General features: G+C 60.1%; 23 protein-coding genes and 1 pseudogene. 15 read left to right on the top strand and 9 right to left on the bottom strand.

The window, feature by feature from the left end; translation table 11 throughout:
- Positions 1-63: 63 nt before the first annotated feature.
- Positions 64-1335: a glutamate-5-semialdehyde dehydrogenase gene (locus L9059_RS27205; protein ID WP_247294015.1), complete on the bottom strand. Its 1272-nt coding sequence runs from the start codon at positions 1333-1335 to the stop codon at positions 64-66.
- Between the two features lie 188 nt (positions 1336-1523).
- Here L9059_RS27205 and L9059_RS27210 point away from each other — a divergent pair, with 188 nt between their 5' ends.
- Entirely contained in the window at positions 1524-2222 is a 699-nt protein-coding gene (locus tag L9059_RS27210; RefSeq protein ID WP_247294017.1) for a DNA-3-methyladenine glycosylase, read from the top strand.
- Between the two features lie 183 nt (positions 2223-2405).
- Positions 2406-3722, top strand: a complete 1317-nt coding sequence (locus L9059_RS27215; RefSeq protein WP_247294019.1) for a bifunctional DedA family/phosphatase PAP2 family protein — start codon at positions 2406-2408, stop codon at positions 3720-3722.
- 24 nt (positions 3723-3746) lie between these two features.
- Here L9059_RS27215 and L9059_RS27220 read toward each other — a convergent pair whose 3' ends face one another.
- Genes L9059_RS27220 through L9059_RS27230 form a run of 3 tightly spaced genes read right to left on the bottom strand, consistent with a single transcriptional unit; the run spans position 3747 to position 5424 of the window.
- On the bottom strand, positions 3747-4337 hold the full coding sequence (locus L9059_RS27220; RefSeq protein WP_247294021.1) for an LON peptidase substrate-binding domain-containing protein: 591 nt from the start codon (positions 4335-4337) through the stop codon (positions 3747-3749).
- 11 nt (positions 4338-4348) lie between these two features.
- Positions 4349-5065, bottom strand: a complete 717-nt coding sequence (locus L9059_RS27225; protein WP_247294023.1) for an LrgB family protein — start codon at positions 5063-5065, stop codon at positions 4349-4351.
- Entirely contained in the window at positions 5062-5424 is a 363-nt protein-coding gene (locus tag L9059_RS27230; protein ID WP_247294025.1) for a CidA/LrgA family protein, read from the bottom strand. The genes L9059_RS27225 and L9059_RS27230 overlap by 4 nt, the downstream gene beginning before the upstream one ends.
- Before the next feature lie 196 nt (positions 5425-5620).
- On the opposite strand from L9059_RS27230, the gene L9059_RS27235 reads away from it, so the two are divergent.
- The 3 genes from L9059_RS27235 to L9059_RS27245 all read left to right on the top strand — a co-directional run bounded on the left by L9059_RS27235 (position 5621) and on the right by L9059_RS27245 (position 8577).
- Positions 5621-6076, top strand: a complete 456-nt coding sequence (locus L9059_RS27235; RefSeq protein ID WP_247294026.1) for a MaoC family dehydratase — start codon at positions 5621-5623, stop codon at positions 6074-6076.
- A 113-nt stretch (positions 6077-6189) separates the two neighbouring features.
- Complete coding sequence (locus tag L9059_RS27240; protein WP_247294027.1) at positions 6190-7908, top strand: C13 family peptidase; 1719 nt, start codon at positions 6190-6192, stop codon at positions 7906-7908.
- A gap of 27 nt (positions 7909-7935) precedes the next feature.
- Positions 7936-8577 carry an oxidoreductase gene (locus L9059_RS27245; RefSeq protein ID WP_247294028.1) on the top strand — a complete coding sequence of 214 codons (642 nt, stop codon included), beginning with the start codon at positions 7936-7938 and terminating at the stop codon, positions 8575-8577.
- A gap of 34 nt (positions 8578-8611) precedes the next feature.
- Here L9059_RS27245 and L9059_RS27250 read toward each other — a convergent pair whose 3' ends face one another.
- The 4 genes from L9059_RS27250 to L9059_RS27265 all read right to left on the bottom strand — a co-directional run bounded on the left by L9059_RS27250 (position 8612) and on the right by L9059_RS27265 (position 12859).
- The gene (locus tag L9059_RS27250; protein ID WP_247294029.1) at positions 8612-8896 is read right to left on the bottom strand and encodes a YceK/YidQ family lipoprotein; all 285 of its coding nucleotides are present in this window, start codon (positions 8894-8896) and stop codon (positions 8612-8614) included.
- The gene (gene ubiX / locus L9059_RS27255; protein ID WP_045061515.1) at positions 8889-9521 is read right to left on the bottom strand and encodes a flavin prenyltransferase UbiX; all 633 of its coding nucleotides are present in this window, start codon (positions 9519-9521) and stop codon (positions 8889-8891) included. The genes L9059_RS27250 and ubiX overlap by 8 nt, the downstream gene beginning before the upstream one ends.
- Entirely contained in the window at positions 9518-10867 is a 1350-nt protein-coding gene (gene mpl, locus L9059_RS27260; RefSeq protein ID WP_247294030.1) for a UDP-N-acetylmuramate:L-alanyl-gamma-D-glutamyl-meso-diaminopimelate ligase, read from the bottom strand. The genes ubiX and mpl overlap by 4 nt, the downstream gene beginning before the upstream one ends.
- Positions 10868-10942: 75 nt before the next feature.
- Complete coding sequence (locus L9059_RS27265; protein ID WP_247294031.1) at positions 10943-12859, bottom strand: sigma-54-dependent Fis family transcriptional regulator; 1917 nt, start codon at positions 12857-12859, stop codon at positions 10943-10945.
- Positions 12860-13158: 299 nt separating this feature from the next.
- On the opposite strand from L9059_RS27265, the gene exaC reads away from it, so the two are divergent.
- The 10 genes and pseudogenes from exaC to L9059_RS27320 form a co-directional block, all read left to right on the top strand.
- The gene (gene exaC / locus L9059_RS27270) at positions 13159-14679 is read left to right on the top strand and encodes an acetaldehyde dehydrogenase ExaC (RefSeq protein WP_247294032.1); all 1521 of its coding nucleotides are present in this window, start codon (positions 13159-13161) and stop codon (positions 14677-14679) included.
- Positions 14680-14826: 147 nt separating this feature from the next.
- Positions 14827-16278, top strand: coding sequence for an ethanolamine permease (eat, locus tag L9059_RS27275; protein ID WP_247294033.1), 1452 nt, complete (start codon positions 14827-14829; stop codon positions 16276-16278).
- A gap of 51 nt (positions 16279-16329) precedes the next feature.
- Positions 16330-17724 carry an ethanolamine ammonia-lyase subunit EutB gene (locus L9059_RS27280; RefSeq protein ID WP_247294035.1) on the top strand — a complete coding sequence of 465 codons (1395 nt, stop codon included), beginning with the start codon at positions 16330-16332 and terminating at the stop codon, positions 17722-17724.
- 8 nt (positions 17725-17732) lie between these two features.
- Entirely contained in the window at positions 17733-18557 is an 825-nt protein-coding gene (gene eutC, locus L9059_RS27285; protein ID WP_247294037.1) for an ethanolamine ammonia-lyase subunit EutC, read from the top strand.
- A gap of 119 nt (positions 18558-18676) precedes the next feature.
- Positions 18677-19138, top strand: coding sequence for a GNAT family N-acetyltransferase (locus L9059_RS27290; RefSeq protein ID WP_247294039.1), 462 nt, complete (start codon positions 18677-18679; stop codon positions 19136-19138).
- A 293-nt stretch (positions 19139-19431) separates the two neighbouring features.
- The gene (locus L9059_RS27300; RefSeq protein WP_247294040.1) at positions 19432-20088 is read left to right on the top strand and encodes a DedA family protein; all 657 of its coding nucleotides are present in this window, start codon (positions 19432-19434) and stop codon (positions 20086-20088) included.
- Between the two features lie 6 nt (positions 20089-20094).
- The gene (locus L9059_RS27305) at positions 20095-20907 is read left to right on the top strand and encodes a M90 family metallopeptidase (RefSeq protein ID WP_247294043.1); all 813 of its coding nucleotides are present in this window, start codon (positions 20095-20097) and stop codon (positions 20905-20907) included.
- Positions 20908-21020: 113 nt separating this feature from the next.
- Positions 21021-21548, top strand: a complete 528-nt coding sequence (ppa, locus tag L9059_RS27310) for an inorganic diphosphatase (RefSeq protein ID WP_045061525.1) — start codon at positions 21021-21023, stop codon at positions 21546-21548.
- A gap of 215 nt (positions 21549-21763) precedes the next feature.
- Positions 21764-22516, top strand: coding sequence for a S24 family peptidase (locus tag L9059_RS27315; protein ID WP_247294044.1), 753 nt, complete (start codon positions 21764-21766; stop codon positions 22514-22516).
- A 310-nt stretch (positions 22517-22826) separates the two neighbouring features.
- Positions 22827-22913 (top strand): annotated as a pseudogene (locus tag L9059_RS27320) (type II toxin-antitoxin system RelB/DinJ family antitoxin); the annotation flags it as partial.
- A gap of 40 nt (positions 22914-22953) precedes the next feature.
- Here the strand turns inward: L9059_RS27320 and L9059_RS27325 are convergent.
- Entirely contained in the window at positions 22954-23760 is an 807-nt protein-coding gene (locus L9059_RS27325; RefSeq protein WP_247294045.1) for a YfaP family protein, read from the bottom strand.
- Positions 23761-23762 lie beyond the last annotated feature (2 nt).

Raw genomic sequence — 23762 nt, forward strand, 5'->3', positions numbered from 1 at the left:
CCTACGCGTCGCGGGGCAGGCTCGTCGGGGGTGGCCGGCGCTGTCAGGTCGAGGTCGCCCAAGTCAAATCGACGCCTGGCCGCGCAGCTGGCCATCGCCGACCACGATGTACTTCTCGCAGGTCAAGCCTTCGAGGCCCACGGGTCCGCGGGCGTGCAGCTTATCAGTAGAAATGCCGATCTCGGCACCTAATCCATATTCGAACCCGTCGGCGAAGCAGGTCGGCGTGTTGATCATCACCGATGCCGAATCGACTTCGGCGACGAAGCGCCGCGTGTCGGCGAGGCTTTCGCTGACGATCGAGTCAGTATGATGGGAGCCGTGCTGGTTGATGTGCTCGATAGCTTCGTCCAGCCCGTCGACTACGCGGATCGACAGGATGGGCGCCAGGTATTCGGTGTTCCAGTCATCATCGGTTGCCACGATCGCATCGATGATCACCCGGGTACGAGCGCAGCCGCGCAGCTCAACGCCTTTCTCGCGGAACTGGGCGGCCATGGGTGGCAGGAAATCCTTGGCAACGGTTGCGTCTACCAGCAGGGTTTCCATTGCACCGCAGATGCCATATCGGTAGGTCTTGGCGTTGAAGGCGATGCGCTGGGCTTTTGCCAGGTCGGCGTAAGCGCTGACATAAACGTGGCAAATGCCGTCCAGGTGCTTGATCACGGGCACGCGAGCATCGCGGCTCACTCGCTCGATCAGGCCGCGGCCACCACGGGGTACGATGACATCGACGTACTCAGGCATGGTGATCAGCGCGCCAACGGCGGCACGATCAGTGGTTTCTACCACTTGCACTACGGCGGCGGGCAATTCGGCCTCGGCCAGGCCGCGCTGGATGCACGCCGCGATAGCGCGATTGGAGTGAATGGCCTCGGAACCGCCACGCAAAATGGTCGCATTACCTGACTTGAGGCAAAGGCTGGCCGCATCGATGGTCACATTGGGACGCGATTCGTAGATGATCCCGATCACACCCAGGGGCACACGCATCTTGCCGACCTGAATACCTGAAGGCCGAAAGCTCATGTCGCGAATGGCGCCGACAGGATCGGGCAAGGCAGCGACCTGTCGCAGACCGACGATCATCCCGTCGATACGTTCAGGCGTCAGTGCCAGGCGCTCTAGCAGCGCAGGTTCCAGGCCATTGGCACGACCGGCCGCCAGATCCAGCTCATTGGCAGCGGCAAGCTCGACGCGCGCCGCGTCCAGCGCATTGGCAGCAGCCTGCAGGGCGCGGTTTTTCTGCGCGGTGCTGGCACGGCCAATGACGCGAGAAGCCTCGCGGGCAGCGCGACCCAGGCGGGTCATGTAGTCAAGAACGGACTCAGTCATGGTCTGGAGTGGTCTTTGCTAGGTCTTGTTAAAGAATAAAGCGGCAGATTATAGCTGTCGCGACCCGCGACTAACAGCGGTGACGGGCGGATGGTCGAAATGGACTTCAATTTGCCGACGTTCAGCCGTAATTAAGGTGCATATTGTTATCCTCACTGCTCTATCAGCCCCGATAAACGCTGTTCGTCATGACCAACCTGACTGCCTCATCCGCCTGCGACCTCAAGCCCCACGCGCTGCCGGATGCCTTTTTTGACCGCGACGCACAGACGCTCGCGCGGGATCTGCTGGGCAAAGTCATTCGGCACCGGGTCGGTGATTTGTGGCTCAGCGCCAGGATCATCGAGACCGAGGCCTATTATTTCGAAGAAAAAGGCAGCCACGCCTCGCTCGGCTACACAGAAAAGCGTAAAGCTTTGTTTCTGGATGGCGGTCACATCTATATGTATTACGCCCGCGGCGGTGACTCGCTGAATTTCAGCGCCCAGGGCCCGGGCAATGCCGTATTGATCAAATCGGCCTATCCATGGGTCGATGAACTGAGCGGGCCGGCCAGCCTGGCGCAAATGCTGTTGAACAATCCCGATGCTCAAGGGCGCCCACGGACCTCGCAAAAGCTCTGCGCAGGGCAGACATTGCTGTGCAAGGCGCTAGGTTTGAAGGTGCCGGTCTGGGATACCAGGCGTTTTGACCATGAGGCGCTGCTGGTGGAAGACGTGGGCGCCCCGCCTGGCCACGTGATCCAGACCACCCGGCTCGGGATCCCTTTGGGGCGCGATGAACACTTGATGTATCGCTTCGTGGAGGCAGCGTATGCGCCGTACTGCACGCGCAACCCCCTGCGACGCGGGCAGGTCGAAGGGCGGGATTACATTTTGCTGAGTTGAATAATCGAGCCCCCTGCAGGAGCGAGCTTGCTCGCGATGTTTACCAGAGCGCCGCGCTGATCCAGAAAGCACTCGCTATCGTTAGCGACCATCGCGAGCAAGCTCGCTCCAGGATTCGGTGGTGTGTTGAAGCGTGTGTTCGTCCACTGAGGACGCTTATATAAATTCGATGGAGTTGTTTTTATGGGCCCATGGCTCGATAGCGTGACCGGATGGCTCGCGGCAAACCCTCAGTGGCTGGCTGCGGCTTTATTCATCGTGGCCTTTGTCGAGTGCCTGGCGATTGCAGGGCTGATCGTCCCAGGCACAGTGTTGTTGTTTGCCGTGGCAGTGCTGGCCGGCAGCGGCGCGCTGTCGTTGAGCGAGACATTGCTGCTGGGGTTTGTCGCCGGGGTGATGGGCGATGTCGCTTCTTACTTCATCGGGCGACATTTTCACCAGAACATCCGCCGCCTGCCTGGCTTGCGCCATCATCCGGAATGGATTGCCGGCGCGGAGTCGTATTTCCAGCGCTACGGCATCGCCAGTTTACTGGTAGGCCGCTTCATCGGCCCGCTACGTCCCATGCTGCCCATGGTCGCTGGGATGTTCGACATGCCCTTCCCGCGCTTTGCCGCGGTAAGCCTGCTGGCCGCTGCTGGCTGGAGCGTCGCCTACCTTCTGCCTGGCTGGGCCGCCGGCGCGGCGATTCGCCTGCCCTTGCCGGAAGGTTTCTGGCCAGAAGCGGGCATCGTGGCGGGCAGTATTGCGGTGATGGTCGGCCTGAGCATCACCAGCAGCATACGCCGCCATCGCAAGGCGACGGTGTTGATTACCAGCATGAGCCTGCTGATTCTGGCCGGGCTATTTATCGGCTACCCGCACCTGACCGCACTCGACCAGGGGGTGATGACACTGGTACAGGAACATCGCAGCCCGACGCTCGATGAAGTCGCCGTGACGCTGACGATTATCGGTGAATTCCGCAACATGCTGCTGTTCAGCACACTGCTCGTCGCCCTGTTGCTGGTGATGCGCCAATGGCGCAAGGCGGTCTTCGCCGGCGCAACGCTATTGATTACGGCGCTGGCCAACACCGGGGCCAAACAGTTTTTTGCCCGGCTACGCCCGGAAGTTCTCAGCGATCCGCTCACCAGCTACAGCATGCCCAGCGGCCATGCCTCCGGGGCGTTTGCGCTGTTCCTGACCCTGGCGGTTTTGGCCGGTCGCGGGCACCCCCCACGCATGCGCCTGACCTGGCTGCTGGTGGGTTGCCTGCCGGCACTTGCGATTGCCTTGTCGCGGGTCTACCTGGGGGCACACTGGCCGACCGACATTACGGCGGGGGCGGTGCTGGCGGCCGGTGTCTGTGCAGCGAGCCTGTGGACAATACAGCGCAGTGAAGAACTCAAGGCCATGCCACCAAAAGTCTGGTGGTTGATACTGCCGGCAATGGCGACACTGTTCAGCTTCTTCGCCCTGCGCCACCTGCCACACGCCATGCTGCGCTACGCCTACTGAGGTTTCTACACAAGTGCGTGCCGATCAGGCGAACAACTCGCCTTGCAGTTCATCGAGCAGCGCCTGGATGGCATCCAGCCGTTGCTGCGGATCATCGAGTTGCAGCAAATCGATCTTGTCCACTTCGGCGAACGGCAACAGGTACGCCAACTGATTGGCCAACGACTGCTGCCCAGTTGCTTCGGTGCCCATGTTCAACGCTTCGACCATCGGGTGCTCGGCCAATGCCTTGAGCAAGGCCACGAGGTCCGCATCTTCGTCCTGCAACGGTTGCTCCGGCTCGTCTTCCAGCCACTCGACCTCGGCGACCGTCAACTGATCGCGCTGGACCTCGGTGCGCAGCACATTGAAGCGCCTGCCGCCCTGCACGCGAATGCCTAACAGGCCGTTGGCCTGCTGTTTGAAATCGGTAATCAGTGCCTCACAGCCGACCCACGCATAGCCATCGGGCGCAAGACCAACCTCTTCGCCGTCGAGGATGCACACCACGCCGAACCCGCCGCCCTGTTTCATGCAGCGACCGATCATGTCCAGGTAGCGCGCTTCGAAAATCTGCAAGTCGAGGATGCAGCCAGGAAACAGCACTGTGTTCAGTGGAAAAAGCGGCAAGCTCATAGACATTTTCCTTACACCACCATCGACACCGCCAACGGCAGGAAAACCGCCGTGGCCACGCCCATCAGACTCATTGCCAGCGCCGCGAAGGCGCCGCACTCTTCACTTTCCTGCAGGGCCACCGAAGTGCCCACCGCATGGGCCGTCATGCCCAGCGCCATGCCGCGAGCTTCCGGGCTGTGGACCCCGAGTCGATTCAGCAGGCCAGGTCCGAAAATCGCCCCGATTACCCCGGTGATGAGCACAAACACCGCCGCCAGCGCGGCCACTCCACCAATCTGCTCCGCTACCAGCATGGCAATCGGCGAGGTCACGGACTTGGGCGCCATGGTCATCAGGATCATGTGTTCAGCGCCGAACGACCAGCCGAGCAACACCCCAAGACCGGTGGCCACCACCCCGCCTATCACCAGCGTAGTAAATATCGGCCAGAACAACTGCCGAATCCGCCGCAGGTTCAGGTAGAGCGGCACAGCCAGTGCCACAGTCGCCGGCCCCAGCAGGATGCTCAGGATCTCGGTGCTTTTGCGATACTCGGCATAGGTAATGCCGCAACCGACCAGCACTGCGATCACCAACAGCATGGACACGAGCACCGGCTGCAAAAAAATCCAGCGGGTTTTCTCGAATGCCGCCAGCACCAGCTGGTAAGCCCCCAGCGTGATGCCAATGCCGAACAATGGATGGTGAATCACTGACGTCCAGGCGCCCTGCCAGTCAAAGATCATTGGCCGTCCTCAGGTGTAACATGGCGCTTGACCAAGCGCTGCATCAGCATTCCGGCAAACGCCATCGAAAGCAGTAGCGACAACACCAGTGCGCCGACAATGGCCCAGAAATCCGCCGCAATATCCTTGGCGTACACCATGACCCCAACTGCCGGCGGTACCAGCAGCAGCGGCAGGTAACGCAGCAGGCTGCTGGCCGCCAGGCTCAGTGGCTCGCCCACCTGCCCGCGACTGATCAGATATGCCAGCAATAACAGCAGGCCGACGATGGGCCCCGGCAACACCGGCAGAAACAGGTGATTGATCGCCGTGCCCAGCAATTGGAACAGCACCAGCCATGTCAAACCTCGTAACAACATCCTCGTCTCCCGCCAAACCCGTCACCCGCAATGGCGGGCCGATCATTATAAGCATGCCCACGCTATGGACCGGCATTCGCCAAAAGCATGTTCAGTTGACCGCAGTACGCGGCCGTGATGATCTAAAGTGGTAATTCGGGAGGTCTGACCCCCCACCTCAAAAACTATAAATCCGATGAACCCAAGGAGAGTCTCAATGCCCTATGTTCCAGTTGCAGAGCTCAAAGATTATGTCGGCAAGGAACTTGGAAGTTCCGAATGGCTCACCATCGACCAGGAGCGCATCAACCTGTTCGCCGAAGCCACAGGGGACTACCAGTTCATCCACGTCGACCCGGTCAAAGCCGCGCAAACGCCATTCGGTAGCACCATTGCCCACGGTTTCCTGTCGCTGTCGCTTATTCCAAAGCTGATGGAGGACATCCTCATACTGCCTGAAGGCCTGAAGATGGTGGTCAACTATGGCCTCGACAGCGTGCGGTTCATTCAGCCGGTCAAGGTCAATTCCAAGGTCCGCCTCAAGGTTGACCTGACCGAAGTCACCGAGAAAAAGCCCGGCCAGTGGCTGCTCAAGGCCACCGCCACGCTTGAGATCGAAGGTTCGGACAAACCGGCTTATATCGCTGAACCGCTGTCGCTCTGCTTCGTGTAAATGATCCTGGATGCGAAGCAGCTCATGCTGTTTCGCGCCTTCTCCTGTCTTCCTGGCTATATAAGGTCATGGAGCTGCGGCATACTCGGTCGCCTAATTGCCCGGATCCCGCTATGCGCTCGATTGCCCTCCTCGCGTTGACCCTGTTGCTGACCGCTTGCGGAGACGGCGAATCGCTGCTGCCGCCTGACGCTCGCCTGCCGGACGGCGGACGTTATCGCGGCGAACTGGTGGACGGATTGCTGCAAGGCCAGGGGCGGGTCGATTATCCGAACAGCAGCTGGTACGCCGGCGAGTTCGACAAGGGCCAATGGCACGGCCAGGGCGAATGGCACGGCAGTAATGGCGAAGTCTATCGCGGACAATTCAATCAAGGCCTGTTCGATGGCCAGGGTACGCTGACCACCCATGGCAGCAGCTACACCGGGGGCTTCAAGGCCGGTCGACGGGACGGCGAAGGTACCCTCAAAGAAAACGGCATGACCTACCGCGGCGAGTTCAAGGCCGATCAATATTCAGGACTGGGTCGCCTTGAGCTCGAGGACGGCAGTTCCTATCAGGGCCAGTTCGCCCATGGCAAACCCAACGGTGAAGGCCAGCGCGGCGATGCCAGCGGCAACCAGTTCACCGGCCATTTCGTCGACGGTCAGCTCGAAGGTAACGGGACGTTCAATAGTGCTGATGGCGATATCTATGTCGGCAGCTTCAAGAATAACCAGCTGCACGGCAAAGGCCGCTACGAGAACGCCGACGGCGATGTCTGGCTCGGGCAATTCAAGGAAGGCTCGCTCAATGGCAAAGGCGAACTGATTGGCGCCGATGGTAGCCATTATATTGGCCAGTTCAGCGACTGGCGCTTCAGCGGGCCCGGGCGATTGAACCTTGCGGACGGCAGTTTCTACGTTGGCCAGTTCGACAATGACAGCTACTCGGGCCGCGGCACGCTGGTATTGACTGATGGCACCGTGCAAAGCGGTACCTGGATCGCTGGCCAGAGGGTTCGCGACGCCGAGGGCAAGCTGCTTCCCGACAGTCTTGAACTTGGCCTGCTGGCTCAGGGCCGGTTGCTGGACGACGCCCTGGCGAGCGTGCCGGCCTCGACGCCGGCCGTCGAGCTCTACACCCTGACCCTTGGGGGTGATGGCAAGCAGAGCGTGTTCCTGCGCGAATCCGATTACGTCAGTAACATGCTCAGCAGCCGCTTTGGTGCGTTTGGCCAGATCCGCCTGGTCAACCATCGCGACCACCTGGTGGATCGACCGATGGCCACCCGGGAAAACCTGCGCCGCGCCGCGGCGACCCTGGCCGAGCGCAGCGGACCGGAAGACCTGATTTTCATTTACCTGACCAGCCATGGCACCAGCGAACACGAACTGGTATTGGATCAGCCGCGCATGGAGTTGTCAGATCTGCCTGCAGACGAGCTTGCTGCAGTGCTGGCCCCGCTGAAAAACCGCGATAAAATCATCGTAATTTCCGCGTGCTACTCCGGCGGTTTCATCCCGCCCCTCAAGGATGAACGCACCCTGATCATGACCGCCTCACGGGCTGATCGCGTGTCGTTCGGATGTTCCGAGGAAGCCAACTTCACCTATTTCGGCGATGCCCTTTTCGCCCAGGCGCTGAACCAGACCGACGATCTGGAACAAGCCTTCAAACTGGCCAAGGCCACCGTGGCCGAGCGCGAACTCGCCGACAACTTCGAAGCATCCGAACCGCAGATATGGGCGCCCAAGACCGTCCTGTCGCACTGGCAGTTATTGCGCAAGCAGCAAGCACGCAAGGCGCTGCAAAGTGTGTCTGTCGGCAGCAAGGATGCAAAGAGCAACTAAGCTGAACAGTATCAAGGGAGAAACACTATGTACTTGACGCCTCAGCATGTATTGCTTGCCGGAGCTACCGGTTTGACCGGTGAACACTTGCTTGACCGCCTGCTCAATGAACCCACGATTACCCGGGTATTGGCGCCCTCACGCCGGCCATTGGCCAAGCACCCCCACCTGGAAAACCCTGTCGGCGACCCCGCAGTGTTTCTACCCCAACTCAACGGGCGCGTGGACATCGCCTACTGCTGCCTCGGCACTACCATCAAGCAGGCCGGCTCGGAACAGGCGTTTCGTGCCGTGGACCTGGACATGGTCGTGGCGTTTGCCAAACGCGCGCGGGAAATGGGCGCACGGCATTTGATCGTGATCAGTGCGCTGGGCGCTGATCCGAAATCCTCGGTGTTCTACAACCGGGTCAAAGGCGAGATGGAACAAGCCTTGCGCGCGCAGGACTGGCCGCAATTAACCATCTGCCGCCCTTCTCTGCTGCTGGGTGACCGGGTTGAACCGCGCCTGGCTGAAAAAGTCGCCGGGCCATTATCTCGATTGATTCCGGGAAAATACCATGGGATCGAAGCGTGCCAACTAGCACGGGCGATGTGGCGCCTGGCGCTGGAGGAGCAGGATGGGGTTCGGGTGGTTGAATCTGATGAATTACGTAAGTTAGGCAAATAAGGTCAAAAGATCGCAGGCTGCGATCTTTAGATTCTTACAATCCCCCGGTCGCCTGGAAACTTACGCCAATCACCGTCAACAACGACAACGGCAACAACAGCGTGTCCAGCAACGCACTCGCGGGCAGGTCCACACCCGGGTAACTCGGTGCCTCAGCGCCAAAGCGATCCATGGCACAGCACCCACCATTCAACGCATACAAATCCAGCCGGGTCCCCGCATAAACGACCGGCGCACCCGGCTTGGCCGCATCCAGCGTGCGCGCCGTGGCACAACCGGCCAATTGCAGTGCGAGGACAATCACCAGCAGCTTATTCATCGCTGGTCAGGTGGTGTTCGCCCCAACGCGGCAGCATGTCTTGGGGAATGTTCAGCAGGTTTAGAATCCGTGCCACGACGAAATCGATCAGATCATCGATCGTTTGCGGCTGATGATAAAAGCCCGGCGACGCTGGCAGAATGGTAACGCCCATGTTCGACAGCTTGAGCATGTGTTCAAGATGAATGCTCGAATAAGGCGCTTCACGAGGCACCAGGATCAGTTGGCGACGCTCTTTCAAGGTCACGTCGGCCGCCCTTTCGATCAGATTGTTACAGGCTCCCGTGGCTATGGCCGATAAAGTCCCGGTGGAACAGGGCACCACCACCATCGCCGCCGGCGCGCCGGAGCCCGATGCCACTGGCGACATCCAGTCTTCCTTGCCATAGACGCGTATCTGCCCGGCGGCAGCACCGGTGTATTCGGTCAGGAACGCCTGCATCATCTGGGTTTTCGGCGGCAGCGAAACGTCTGTCTCAGTGGCCATCACCAGTTGCGCCGCCTTCGATATCAGAAAATGCACTTCGCGATCTTCACGCACCAGGCAGTCCAGCAGGCGCAAACCGTATTGCGCGCCCGAAGCACCGGTCATCGCCAGCGTGATGCGTTCCGGGCCGTTGTTCATTGCAGCGCCTCGGCCAGTTTGCCGTGAAGGCCGCCGAAGCCGCCGTTGCTCATGATAACCACGTGTGTGCCGGGCTGGGCCTGGCTCTTCACGCGCTCGATGATGCCTTCCAGGGAGTCGCTGACAATCGACGGCACCGTGCACAGCGCTGCGGTGGCGCCCAGGTCCCATCCGAGATTGGCCGGGGCGTACCAGATCACCTGGTCGGCATCGACCACGCTTTCCGGCAGGCCATCACGGTGTGCGCCGAGCTTCATGGAATTGGAGCGTGGCTCGATGATCGCAATCAGCGGTGCGTCCCCGATGCGCTTGCGCAGGCCGTCTAGCGTCGTGGCAATAGCCGTCGGGTGGTGAGCAAAGTCGTCATAGATGGTGATGCCACGAACTTCCGCAACTTTCTCCATCCGCCGCTTTACGCTTTTGAAAGCGCTCAGAGCCGCAATTCCCATGGGCGGGACCACGCCGACATGTCGCGCCGCCGCCAAGGTCGCCAGGGCATTGGCAACGTTGTGCTGACCGGTCATGTCCCACTCGACCACGCCCTGGACCTTGTCCTCGAACATCACTTCGAACTTCGAGCCATCTTCGCTCAGCAGCTTGACCTGCCACTGACCGCCAGCACCCGTGGTCTGGACAGGCGTCCAGCACCCCATGTCGATCACCCGCAGCAACGCCGGCTCGGTAGTCGGATGGATCACCAGGCCTTCACTCGGGATGGTTCGCACCAAATGGTGAAACTGGCGTTCGATAGCCGGCAGATCCGGGAAGATGTCCGCATGATCGAACTCAAGGTTATTCAGGATCGCGGTGCGCGGACGGTAATGAACGAATTTGGAGCGCTTGTCGAAAAAGGCACTGTCGTATTCGTCTGCTTCGATGACAAAGAACGGCGTATCACCCAGACGCGCCGACACCGAGAAATTCTGCGGCACGCCGCCGATCAGGAAACCCGGGCTCATGCCCGCGTGTTCCAGCACCCAGGCAAGCATGCTACTGGTGGTGGTCTTGCCATGGGTCCCGGCGACGGCCAGCACCCAGCGACCTTGCAGCACATGGTCTGCCAGCCACTGCGGGCCCGAGACGTACGGCAGGCCTTTGTTCAGGACGTATTCGACAGCCGGGTTACCGCGGGACATGGCGTTGCCAATCACCACCAGATCCGGAGCCGGCTCAAGTTGCGCGGGATCGTAACCCTGGGTCAATTCAATGCCCTGAGCCTCTAGCTGAGTGCTCATTGGCGGGTAGACGTTAGCATCGGAGCCTGTCACGCGGTGACCCAGCTCTTTGGCCAGGACCGCCATCGAACCCATGAAAGTGCCGCAGATACCAAGAATATGAATGTGCATAATCGACCTCGTAAAACATGGCCGCAGGTTAGCCTAGGGAGGCCAAATACGCACCCTGTGTTTCAAGATCACCGCCTACAGGGATCGGCTTAGGCCGTGCTTGCGAAGTTTGCGATACAGGGTATTTCGGCTGACACCCAGCTGCTCGGCCGTGTGAGTCATGTGCCAGCGCGTTTGCTCCAGCGCATTGAGCAAGGCCAACCGCTCGGCATCCTCCAGCGGATGCTCCGATGGGAAAGGGGCAATATCCGTTTGCGGCAGCGCCTGGCGAATCATTGCCGGCAAGTCCGCAAGACCGATCCGCCCGCCGTCGCACAACGCCGCCAAGGTGCGAAGCACATTGCGCAGTTGCCGCACATTCCCCGGCCAGGCAAACCCGAGCAGCGCCTGGCGCGCAGGCTCCTCAATCAGCACAGCGTCCGAGCCGGCCTCCTCGGCCAGCAGAAAATCGAGCAGCTGCGATTTATCGGTGCGTTCGCGCAGCGCCGGCAACGCGACTTCGAGTCCATTGAGCCGGTAATACAAGTCTTCGCGGAAACTGCCGTCCTGCACCCGCCCCAGCAAGTTACGGTGAGTGGCACTGATGATGCGTACATCCACCGCCTCCGGTTCACCGCCGATCGGCACCACCTGGCGATCTTCCAGCACCCTGAGCAGGCGGGTTTGCAAGGCCAGGGGCATGTCACCGATCTCATCCAGGAACAAAGTGCCGCCATCCGCCTGCTGTAACTTGCCGCGCATGCCTTCCTTGCGCGCGCCAGTGAAACTGCCGCCGCGATAGCCGAATAACTCACTCTCGATCAGGCTTTCGGGAATGGCCGCGCAATTGAGCGCGACGAAGGCTTTTTCGCAGCGCTGACTGGCGTTGTGCACCGCTTTGGCAAAGGCCTCCTTGCCCGAGCCCGTCTCGCCGTTGATCAGCAGCGGCACGTCACGCTCGAAGACTCGCAAGGACTTGCGAAAATCCTCCTGCAGCGACGTATCCCCCAGGCAAATGCCGGCAGGACGCGGTTGCTGCGGCGCTACCGGGCTCTTTACCACTGGTGCCGCAATACTGCGCGATTGCCCGCGCAACAAGGCGAACAGGTTGCGCCCGTCACGGGTGCGCAGTGGCCAACTGGCGCTGGCATTGATACTTGCACGACCGAGCAGCTCGTCCAGCGAACAGTCGAAAAACGCCTCGACGGGCTTGCCGAGCAGCCCGCCGCGAATGTGCCCCAACAGATTCAGGGCGCTCTGGTTGACGGCGCTGATCCGCCCTTCCCCATCGAATGCCAGCAAGCCTTCGCTGAATAGACCGACGGACTCGGCTTGCAGGTGAAAGCGCAGCAGCCACTGATTATCGAAATAGCGCAGGAAATAACAGCTCTCGATCATCTTCGCCGAGAGGTTGACCAGGGCCATGGTGTGGAACTGGCTCTGGCGCGATACATCGTGGCGCGCCGAGGACACGTCGAGCACCGCCAGCAGCTCGCCATGCGGGTCGAACACGGGGCTCGCCGAACAGGTCAGGCCGGTGTGACGCCCGCGAAAATGTTCATCCTGGTGGATGGTCAGCGACTGACGCTCCACCAGGCAGGTGCCGATGCCATTGGTGCCTTCGCAGGCTTCGCTCCAGTCGGCGCCCAGCCAGAGGCCGGCACGCTCGAAGATCTTGCGTTCGGCAGGCGCCGTGACACAGTTGAGAATCACCCCCCGGGCATCGGTCAGCAGCACGGCATGACCGGCGCCGGACAATTGCTGGTGCAGGCTGGTCATTTCAGTACCGGCGATATGCAGCACTTGCTGCAAACGCTCGCGGCTTTCCAGCACGCGGCCGTGCTCCAGTACCGTGGGCGCCATCGTCAGGGATGGGTCGAGGTGATAATCCTCAAGACAACGCAACCACGAACGGGCAATGGACGGATCACTGCCAGGACCGTGCAAATGGGATTTGCCCTGGGTGACGGTCATGACCTGCTGGGCATGGCGACTCAAATGGTTGTCTTGCATCTCTTATTATTCTCCCGAGAGGTCCTACGCGGTCCATAACGCCCACTGAGCATCCTCCAGGCTCCAGCGCATTGCAATGCTGGCAAGACCGCCCAGTCACAAGGTGTGACAAATTCGGTACAAACTGTTACCCAGCCTGTACCGATACCGTCACAGCGCCCGCCCATCCGTCCGACAAAAACCGCGCAACCCCTTGATTCCCCTGCCCTGCAAGGCAGTGGCCCAACCTTTGCTCTACGCTTATAGCAAGCGCACATGCGCCACTCCCTTAATAAGCATAAAAGCCAAGGAGAACTATCATGCGTTACGCTCACCCCGGTACTGAAGGCGCTATCGTTTCATTCAAGAGCAAATACGGTAACTACATCGGCGGCGAGTTCGTCGCGCCTGTCAAAGGTCAGTACTTCACCAATACCTCGCCAGTTAATGGCCAACCCATTGCCGAATTCCCGCGTTCGACCGCCGAAGACATCGACAAGGCCCTGGACGCTGCACACGCCGCCGCTGACGCCTGGGGCAGCACTTCTGCCCAGGCGCGCTCGCTGGTACTGCTGAAAATTGCCGATCGTATCGAGCAGAATCTGGAAGTCCTGGCGATCACCGAGTCTTGGGACAACGGCAAAGCCGTGCGCGAGACCCTCAATGCCGACATTCCGCTGGCGGCCGACCATTTCCGTTACTTCGCCGGTTGCCTGCGCGCCCAGGAAGGCAGCGCTGCCGAGATCGACGGCAACACCGTGGCCTATCACATCCATGAACCATTGGGCGTAGTCGGGCAGATCATCCCGTGGAACTTCCCGATCCTGATGGCCGCCTGGAAGCTCGCCCCGGCGCTGGCAGCCGGTAACTGCGTGGTCCTCAAGCCTGCCGAACAAACCCCGCTGGGCATCACCGTGCTGATGGAGTTGATCGGCGACCTGCTGCCGCCGGGCGTGTTGAACGTGGTGCAAGGTTTCGGCAAAGAAGCCGGCGAAGCGCTCGCCACCAGCAAACGCATCGCCAAGATCGCCTTCACCGGTTCGACCCCGGTCGGCTCGCACATCATGAAATGCGCTGCCGAAAACATTATTCCATCCACCGTGGAGCTGGGTGGCAAGTCGCCGAACATCTTCTTCGCCGACATCATGGACGCTGAAGAAACCTTCATTGAAAAAGCCGCTGAAGGCCTGGTGCTGGCGTTCTTCAACCAGGGCGAAGTCTGCACCTGCCCGTCCCGTGCACTGGTGCAGGAATCGATCTACGACGACTTCATGAAAGTGGTGATGAAGAAAGTTCTGCAGATCAAACGTGGCGACCCGCTGGACACTGAGACCATGGTCGGCGCCCAGGCTTCCGAACAGCAGTTCGACAAGATTCTTTCGTATCTGGAAATTGCCAAGGGCGAAGGCGCAGAACTGCTGACCGGCGGCAAAGTGGAAAAACTCGAGGGCAACCTGGCGACCGGGTATTACATCCAGCCGACCTTGCTCAAGGGCACCAATAAAATGCGCGTGTTCCAGGAAGAAATCTTTGGCCCGGTGGTGAGCATCACCACCTTCAAAGACGAAGCCGAAGCGCTGGCCATCGCCAACGACACCGAGTTCGGCCTGGGTGCCGGTCTCTGGACCCGCGACATCAACCGCGCCTACCGCATGGGCCGCGCCATCAAGGCCGGCCGTGTCTGGACCAACTGCTATCACCTGTACCCCGCGCACGCGGCGTTTGGCGGTTACAAAAAGTCCGGCGTCGGTCGTGAAACTCACAAAATGATGCTCGACCACTATCAGCAGACCAAAAACCTGCTGGTGAGCTACGACATCAATCCGTTGGGCTTCTTCTAAAACCGCGCAGCACTTGCTCCCCCTGGGGGAGCGAGGCTGCTCGCGATAGCGGCTCACCCTTTCAACACATCAGTTGAAAAACCACCGCCATCGCAAGCAGCCTCACTCCCACAAGGCCCACCCAAAACAATAAGAATGGTGAACCCTATGCCTAGCGAACCCCTTTCGGGCACCCCGGCGACCGGCTCTTCCGTGGATTTCGAAAAAGTCGACTCACAATACTTCCAACAACGGGAACTGAAAAAAGGCGCTGCAGGCTGGGTCCTGCTGGTAGGCCTCGGCGTGGCCTACGTCATTTCCGGCGATTACGCAGGATGGAACTTCGGCCTGGCCCAAGGTGGCTGGGGCGGCATGTTCCTCGCCACATTGCTAATGGCCACCATGTACCTGTGCATGTGCTTTTCCCTGGCCGAACTGTCTTCCATGATTCCCACCGCCGGTGGCGGGTATGGTTTTGCCCGCAGCGCATTTGGCCCTTGGGGCGGATTCCTGACCGGGACCGCGATTCTGATCGAGTACGCCATCGCGCCCGCCGCGATCGCGGTGTTCATCGGCGCCTATTGCGAGTCACTGTTCGGCATTGGCGGCTGGATGATCTACTTGACGTTCTACATCATCTTCATCGCCATCCACATCTTCGGCGTGGGCGAGGCGCTAAAACTGATGTTTATCATCACCGCCGTTGCCGCACTGGCCCTGGGCGTGTTTTTGGTAGCGATGGTGCCGCACTTCGACGTCGCCAACCTGCTGGACATTCCAGTGACGGACGCCAAGGGCGCGAGCAGCTTCCTGCCCTTTGGTTATGTCGGCGTATGGGCGGCAATTCCGTATGCGATCTGGTTCTTTCTCGCAGTCGAAGGTGTACCGCTGGCGGCAGAAGAGACCAAGAACCCGAAACGCGACCTGCCCCGCGGCCTGATCGGCGCCATGCTGGTGCTGGTAAGCTTTGCCTTGCTGATTCTGGTCATCGGGCCCGGTGGTGCAGGTGCCAACGCGCTGCTGACCTCGGGTAACCCGCTGGTCGAAGCCTTGAGCAAGGCATATGGCGGCTCGACCTGGATGGGTGGTTTCGTCAACTTGGTCGGCCTGGCGGGTCTGATCGCCAGTTTCTTCTCGATCATTTATGCCTATTCGCGGCAGATTTTTGCCCTGTCCCGCGCCGGCTACCTGCCACGTAAACTGTCCGAGACCAATAAAAGCAAAGCGCCGGTGCTGGCGCTGATCATTCCGGGGATTATCGGTTTCGGCCTGTCTCTGACCGGCCAGGGTGACCTGCTCATCCTCGTGGCAGTGTTCGGTGCGACCATTTCCTATGTCCTGATGATGGCCGCCCATATCACCCTGCGCATTCGCCGCCCCAAAATGGATCGGCCATACCGTACACCGGGCGGCATATTCACCTCCGGTGTAGCCTTGGTATTAGCATGCATCGCGGTAGTGGCGGGCTTTCTGGTGGACCCACGAGTGGTCATCGGCGCAGCGATCATCTATGGAGTGTTAATTGCTTACTTTGCGTTCTACAGTCGGCATCACTTGGTAGCAGGCACGCCCGAAGAAGAGTTCGCGGCGATTCAGGCCGCTGAAAAAGCCTTGCACTGACCGCCGCAAACCACGGCGCAGGCCCGGCCTGCGCCGTCACGGAGAATCTGTATGGCTAGTTTTGCTCACACCGTCGGCGCCCAGGTCTATCGCTTCGAGAGCCTCAAGGACGTCATGGCCAAGGCCAGCCCGGCGCGCTCGGGGGATTTCCTGGCCGGCGTTGCCGCGCTCAACGATGGCGAGCGCGTCGCCGCGCAAATGGCGTTGGCCGACATCCCGCTCACACACTTCCTGCAGGAAGTACTGATCCCCTACGAAGCCGATGAAGTGACCCGGCTGATCATCGACACCCATGACAAGCAGGCCTTCGCCGCGGTGAGCCACCTCACCATCGGCGGATTTCGCGACTGGTTGCTGAGCGACCATGCCGACGAACAAAGCCTGCGCGCCCTCGCACCCGGCCTGACCCCGGAAATGGTCGCCGCCGTGTCCAAGATCATGCGCGTACAAGATCTGGTGCTGGTTGCGCAGAAGATCCGCGTGGTTACCCAATTTCGCGGCACGATGGGCTTGCGCGGCCGGCTGTCTACACGCCTGCAGCCCAACCATCCCACCGACGAGCCCGCCGGCATCGCAGCAAGCATCCTCGACGGCCTGCTGTATGGCAACGGCGATGCCATGATCGGGATCAACCCGGCCACCGACAGCATCGCCTCCATCTGCGCGATGCTGGAAATGCTCGATGCCATCATCCAGCGCTATGACATTCCTACCCAGGCTTGTGTGCTGACCCATGTCACCACGTCCATCGAAGCGGTCAACCGCGGAGTCCCCCTGGACCTGGTGTTCCAGTCCATCGCGGGCACCGAAGCGGCCAACGCCAGTTTCGGCATCAACCTGAATGTGCTGCAGGAAGGCTACGACGCCGGGCTGAGCCTGAATCGTGGCACTCTCGGGCAGAACCTGATGTATTTCGAGACCGGCCAGGGCAGTGCCTTGTCCGCCAACGCCCACCACGGAGTCGATCAGCAGACCTGTGAAACCCGGGCCTACGCCGTTGCGCGACACTTCAAACCGTTTCTGGTAAACACGGTCGTAGGGTTTATCGGCCCGGAATACCTGTACAACGGCAAGCAGATCATCCGCGCCGGCCTTGAGGATCACTTCTGCGGCAAACTGCTGGGCGTGCCCATGGGTTGCGACATTTGCTACACCAACCACGCCGAAGCCGACCAGGACGACATGGACACCCTACTGACCTTGCTGGGCGTGGCCGGGATCAACTTCATCATGGGCATCCCCGGCTCCGACGACATCATGCTCAACTACCAGACGACCTCGTTCCATGACGCGCTCTACGCGCGGCAGACCCTGGGCCTCAAACCCGCACCGGAATTCGAACAGTGGCTGGCAAGAATGGGCATCTTCACCCAGGCGGACGGCAAGGTACTCTTCGGCAACAACCTGCCTCCGGCTTTCCGCCAGGCCCTGGCGCAATTGGGATGAGTGTTGATATGGAAAAACCACCTGTTGATCCACAAAACCCCTGGCTGGAACTGCGCCGCCTGACGCCGGCGCGCATCGCACTCGGCCGAACCGGCACCAGCATGCCCACCAGCGCGCAGCTGGACTTCCAACTGGCCCACGCCCAGGCTCGGGACGCCGTGCATCTGCCATTTGATCACGCTGGCATCCGTACACAACTCGATCAACGCGCACGGCAGAGCCTGTTGCTGCGCAGTGCGGCCACCGATCGCAACAGCTATCTGCAACGCCCGGACCTTGGCCGAAAATTGAGCGACCAGTCGGCCCAGACCCTGCGCGAGTACGCGCAGGCCAATCGCGGCGCAGTGGATCTGGTCATCGTGGTGGCCGACGGCTTGTCGGCGCTGGCCGTGCATCGGCACACCCTGCCTTTCCTGGAACGCATGGAAGAGCAGATCCAGGCCGAGGGCTGGTCAGTGTCGCCGGTAATCCTGGTCGAACAGGGCCGAGTCGCAGTGGGTGACGAAATCGGCGAACTGCTGGGCGCAAAAATGGTGGTCATATTGATCGGCGAACGCCCCGGCCTCAGCTCGCCGGATAGCCTGGGCCTGTACTTCACCTACAACCCCAAGGTCGGACTGACCGATGCCTACCGCAACTGCATTTCCAATGTCCGCCTCGAAGGTTTGAGCTACGGCATGGCCGCCCACCGCTTGCTGTACCTGATGCGCGAGGCCTGTCGGCGGCAGTTGTCCGGGGTCAATTTGAAGGATGAAGCCCAGGTGCACACCCTGGAAGCGGACGCGGACGTTGAGATGAAAGGCAACTTCCTGCTGAGCCCACCAGAAGCCTGAACCGTTTCCGCATTGCGCTTGGCCTGCGGTTTCAGGCAGGATCGACCCACGGCTGCCCGAGTGAGAACCGTTCGCCGTCAGAACACGTGAAGACAGCCATTTGAAGACGAGACCTATCGATGCGGATTATCCAAGCGACCCTCGAACACCTGGACATGCTGACCCCGTTATTCGTCAAATACCGTGAGTTCTATGGCTCCCTGCCTTACCCTGACTCATCCCGCGCGTTCCTCGAAAAACGCCTGCGTCGCAAGGAGTCAGTGATTTATCTGGCCCTGTCCGATGACGACAACAACAAGCTGATGGGCTTCTGCCAGCTGTACCCAAGCTTTTCTTCTCTTTCACTCAAACGCGTATGGATCCTCAACGACATCTACGTCGCCGAAGACGCCCGCCGCCAGTTGGTGGCCGACAACCTGATCCGCACCGCGAAGAAGATGGCCAAGGATACCAACGCCGTGCGCATGCGCGTTTCCACCAGCAGTGATAACGAAGTCGCGCAGAAAACCTACGAATCCATCGGATTCAAGGAAGACACCGAATTCAAGAACTACGTACTGCCGATCAGCGAAGAGCTCTGACCCCCAACTGTAGGAGCGAGATCGCTCGCGATGGTCGTCAACGATGACGCTGGGCACCTGAACCCCCGCAACGCTCTCGGGCTTTTCGCGAGCACGCTCGCTCCTACAGAATATCGCGGACACACCGCCGGTCTCCCCGACATCCCCCGCTACAAACTCAACGCGCTTTTCAGTTGTCAGCTCGTATAATGCCGACCTTTTCGGCTCGTAAGAAAAACTACATATCCCTGTAGGCTTTCGCGTAGTCATTCGCACAGGCCTGCAGAGTCGGGCCGTCACCACAGGTGCTTTCCATGGATTTCAACCCGCTCGACCTTATCCTGCATCTCGACGTCTACCTCGATTTGCTGGTCAATAACTACGGGCCATGGATCTACGCCATTCTGTTCCTGGTGATTTTTTGCGAGACCGGCCTGGTGGTCATGCCATTCCTGCCAGGTGATTCCCTGTTGTTTATCGCAGGTGCTGTAGCCGCCGGTGGTGGCATGGACCCGGTACTGCTGGGTGGCCTGTTGATGCTAGCGGCCATCCTCGGCGACAGTACCAACTATGTGATCGGACGAACGGCGGGCGAACGCTTGTTCAGCAACCCCAATTCGAAAATCTTCCGCCGCGACTACCTGCAGCAAACTCACGACTTCTACGACAAGCACGGTGGCAAAACGGTGACCCTGGCGCGCTTCCTGCCGATCATCCGTACGTTCGCGCCGTTCGTCGCCGGCGTTGCCCGGATGCCTTACCCGCGCTTCTTCTTTTTCAGCGTACTGGGCACGATCCTCTGGGTGGGCGGCCTGGTGACACTTGGCTACTTCTTCGGCAACGTGCCGTTCATCAAGAGCAACCTGTCGTTACTGGTGGTCGGCATTATCCTGCTGTCGCTGGTTCCGATGATCATCGGCATCGTGCGCAGCCGCATCAGCGGTTCCAGCTCCAAAACCGCCCCACGCTGATCATCCATGTGGTCCCTGAGCGCTTGGCGGCGCCAGCGCATCCTGGCCAAACACCCGATTGCCGACGACCTGTGGCAACGGGTGCGCCATCATTTGAGCTTTCTCGACGGCATCAGCACCGAGGAAGAACGGTGGCTGCGTGAAGCCGGCGTGCTGTTCCTCGACCAGAAGCACCTGACCGCCTTACCCGGCGTCGAACTGCACCAGGAACAACGCCTGCTGCTGGCCGTCCAGGCGCAATTGCCGCTGCTGCACCTGGGCGACCTGAACTGGTACCAGGGTTTTCACGAAATCGTTCTCTACCCGGATGACTTCCTCAGCCCCCAGCGCCATCGCGACGCCAGCGGCGTCGAACACGAGTGGGACGGCGAGCACAGCGGCGAAGCCTGGCAGCAAGGCCCGATCATCCTCGCCTGGCCCGGCGTGATGGCCAGCGGCGGCTGGGAAGGCTACAACCTGGTCATCCACGAGCTCGCGCACAAACTCGACATGCTCAACGGCGAAGCCAACGGTCTGCCGCCGCTGCACGCCAACATGCGGGTCAGCGACTGGGCCAGGATCATGCAGGAGGCGTACGACGACCTCGACCGGCAACTGGACCGAAACCCCGATGCACAGACCGCCATCGATCCGTACGCCGCAGAGAATCCAGCGGAGTTTTTCGCTGTCACCAGCGAATATTTCTTCAGCGCCCCGGATTTGCTGCACGAGGCGTATCCTCAGGTCTACGACCAGCTGAAGCTGTTTTACCGGCAGGACCCACTGGCCCGGCTGCGGCAACTTCAGGCCGAAGACCCGGTCTATCAGGCACACGACTAAGGTCTCTACGACCCTTGGTACGTGGCATCGACGGCGGAATATGCCTATAATCGCCGCCACTTTTTGGTCAATCCGGCCAAGTGTTTTTGGTCAACTAACGGGGGCACCGCCCAATGAGCTACAGCAAGATTCCGGCTGGCAAAGACCTGCCGAACGACATCTACGTCGCGATCGAGATTCCGGCCAACCACGCGCCGATCAAATACGAAATCGACAAAGACAGCGATTGCCTGTTCGTTGACCGTTTCATGGCCACCCCGATGTTCTACCCGGCCAACTACGGTTTCATCCCGAACACCCTGGCTGACGACGGTGATCCCCTCGACGTGCTGGTCGTGACCCCTTACCCGGTTGCTCCAGGCTCGGTGATCCGCGCCCGTCCGGTCGGCATCCTGCATATGACCGACGACGGTGGCGGCGATGCCAAAGTCATCGCAGTCCCACACGACAAGCTGTCCCAGCTCTACGTCGACGTGAAGGAATACACCGATCTGCCAGCCCTGCTGCTGGAACAGATCAAACACTTCTTCGAGAACTACAAAGATCTCGAAAAAGGCAAATGGGTGAAAATCGAAGGTTGGGGCGACGCAGAAGCAGCCCGCACCGAGATCATGAAGTCGGTTGCGGCCTATAAAGGCTAAAGAAGCAGCTTCAAGCATCAAGAAAAACCCCGGTGATCCGGGGTTTTTTGTGGACGGGGGAAACTGCGTTAAACGCTGGGTTTAACTGCGAGACGGATTGGTTTTTCCTTGTTTAATTTTCCCACAATACGTCTTACATCCGGTCGTAAAAATCACGCGATATTTGAACGCTTCGTTGATTCAAAGCCTTGGCATACGGCTTTAGACTCGCGTTTATGAAAAAGAATAAAACCTGCGGTAAACGATTCAAGGCCGTCCTTAAGGAGGCGAAAATCACGACGACGGCATTCGCCGACTTCCTGAAGATCGCCCAGGCGCAAAACGTCCATAACTGGTACACACGAGGCGTGCCCGAGTACCGCATGGAGGAAGTCGCCAGGATTCTGTCCATCAACAGCGCCTGGCTGAAAACCGGCGAGGGTCCCAAAGACGCCAAGGAAACGCGCCTGATCCACGACACCGGCAACATCTTCGACGCCCATGCCATACGCGGCACCTACCAAGTGATCGAACAGACGGATGTCGAGGTGCCCTTCTACAAGGAAATGCCCCTCACACCCGGCTCCAGCAAAACCCACGTCGTCAAAGATCCCGAGAACTCCATCCGCCTGCCACGCTGCGACCTCGACTCCCTGGAAATCCGCCACGCCGACGCCATTTGCGCGCGAATGGTAGGCAACAGCATGGCGGAAAAAATCGAAGATGGCTCTCTGGTCGCGATTGATCGGGGGCTCACTCAAATCATCGATGGCGAGATCTACGCCATCGAACATGACGGCATGCTACTGATCAAATACCTGCACCGCGTACCGGGTAACGCCATACGCATACGCAGCCACAACAGCGCCCAATACCCCGACGAAGTCTTCCGTTCGGCGCAGATTGAAGAGCAGAACATTCGCGTGCTGGGCTGGGTGTTCTGGTGGTCCACTTTGAACAAACGTCGGCCGCTGGTGCCGTTTCTGTAAACCAGAGGAAGTAACCGGAAGCAGCTAGCGAAGTTAGCTGCTACACACACCGAAACGCTCTACCTACCACATCACACTGGGAATTCCCCAAAAAAATCAGTATGCTGCGCCCCACATTTGCGCATCGACCCTACCCAAGGCTCAGATCGCACCGACCTGGCAGATGATTTTCTCCCCAGGTCCCACAGCCGGACGCAAGATCCGGGTGTACGTTTTGAAGGCTGGCGCGGTTTACCAAAAATGAATCAAGCCAGTCCCCGAGAAGCCGGCCACAAGCCGGCTTTTTAATGCCTGTCGAAAAGCCGCGCGTAGCGAAGAAGATGAAACACTCATCGCTGTGGTCTCCGAACGCCTTGCCGCCCCTCAGCGAGTCAAGGTAAGCCTGTATGACCTGTAGTTTCCTATCCGCTCATGTTCAGCAACGCTGCTGCCTCCCCTCACGGATAACTAAACCTCTTAACCAACGTCAACTCCCCCACCGCCCGCATCGGCACCAGAAACGTCTCCATCTTCTCACTAGGCGTGCCCTCCTCCGTAATCACCGTCACCTGCGCCGTCGTCAGCGCCTGCACGGCATCTTCCTGCCCTTCGTCATCGCTGCGATACCCGCCGCCAAAATAATTCACGTACACCAGGTATTGACCCTTGATCGGCGCCGGCATGGCGAAGATTTCCGGGCCGTAGCCGGTGGTGACGTCAACGTCGAGCGCGGCGCCGTTCGGGACGGCGCGGTCGCCGTACCAGATGTGGGCGCCGTCCGGGGTGATGAGGTGCAGGTCCAGGTCGGTGTTGTCGCTGTCCCATGCCAGCAGTACCCGTAGCTTGGCCGGGGTGGCGCCACCGCTGGTGTTGAGGAACTGGGTGCGATGGCGTTGCTGGCCGTTGGGGCTGCGGACTTCGACGCTGTTGCTGCCGTTGGGGAATGAGAACGGGCGGTCGAAGCGGCCGGCGGCGTCGATTTTCAGAGGCATGCTGACGCCGTTGACGATCAGGCGACCGGGATCAGCGGACTTGGGGGTGGCTTTGATCTGGCCGGTGATGCGGGCCGTGTTGGCCTGGCCGGCGGGAGTATTTACCGACGAAGCCGGGTAGTTGACGGTCTGGCGGAAGCTTTCGCCCTCGCCTTCGGCTGCGCCGCTGCGCCAGCCGCCGACGGGTGTGTCGAGTTTCACGGCGCTCTGGGCCGCAACAATGGTTGGCAATAGGCAGAGGAGCAGGATGATCGGTGGATAACGGAGTTTCATGG

This window comes from Pseudomonas violetae (assembly GCF_023072615.1).
In the GTDB taxonomy this organism is placed as follows: domain Bacteria; phylum Pseudomonadota; class Gammaproteobacteria; order Pseudomonadales; family Pseudomonadaceae; genus Aquipseudomonas; species Aquipseudomonas violetae.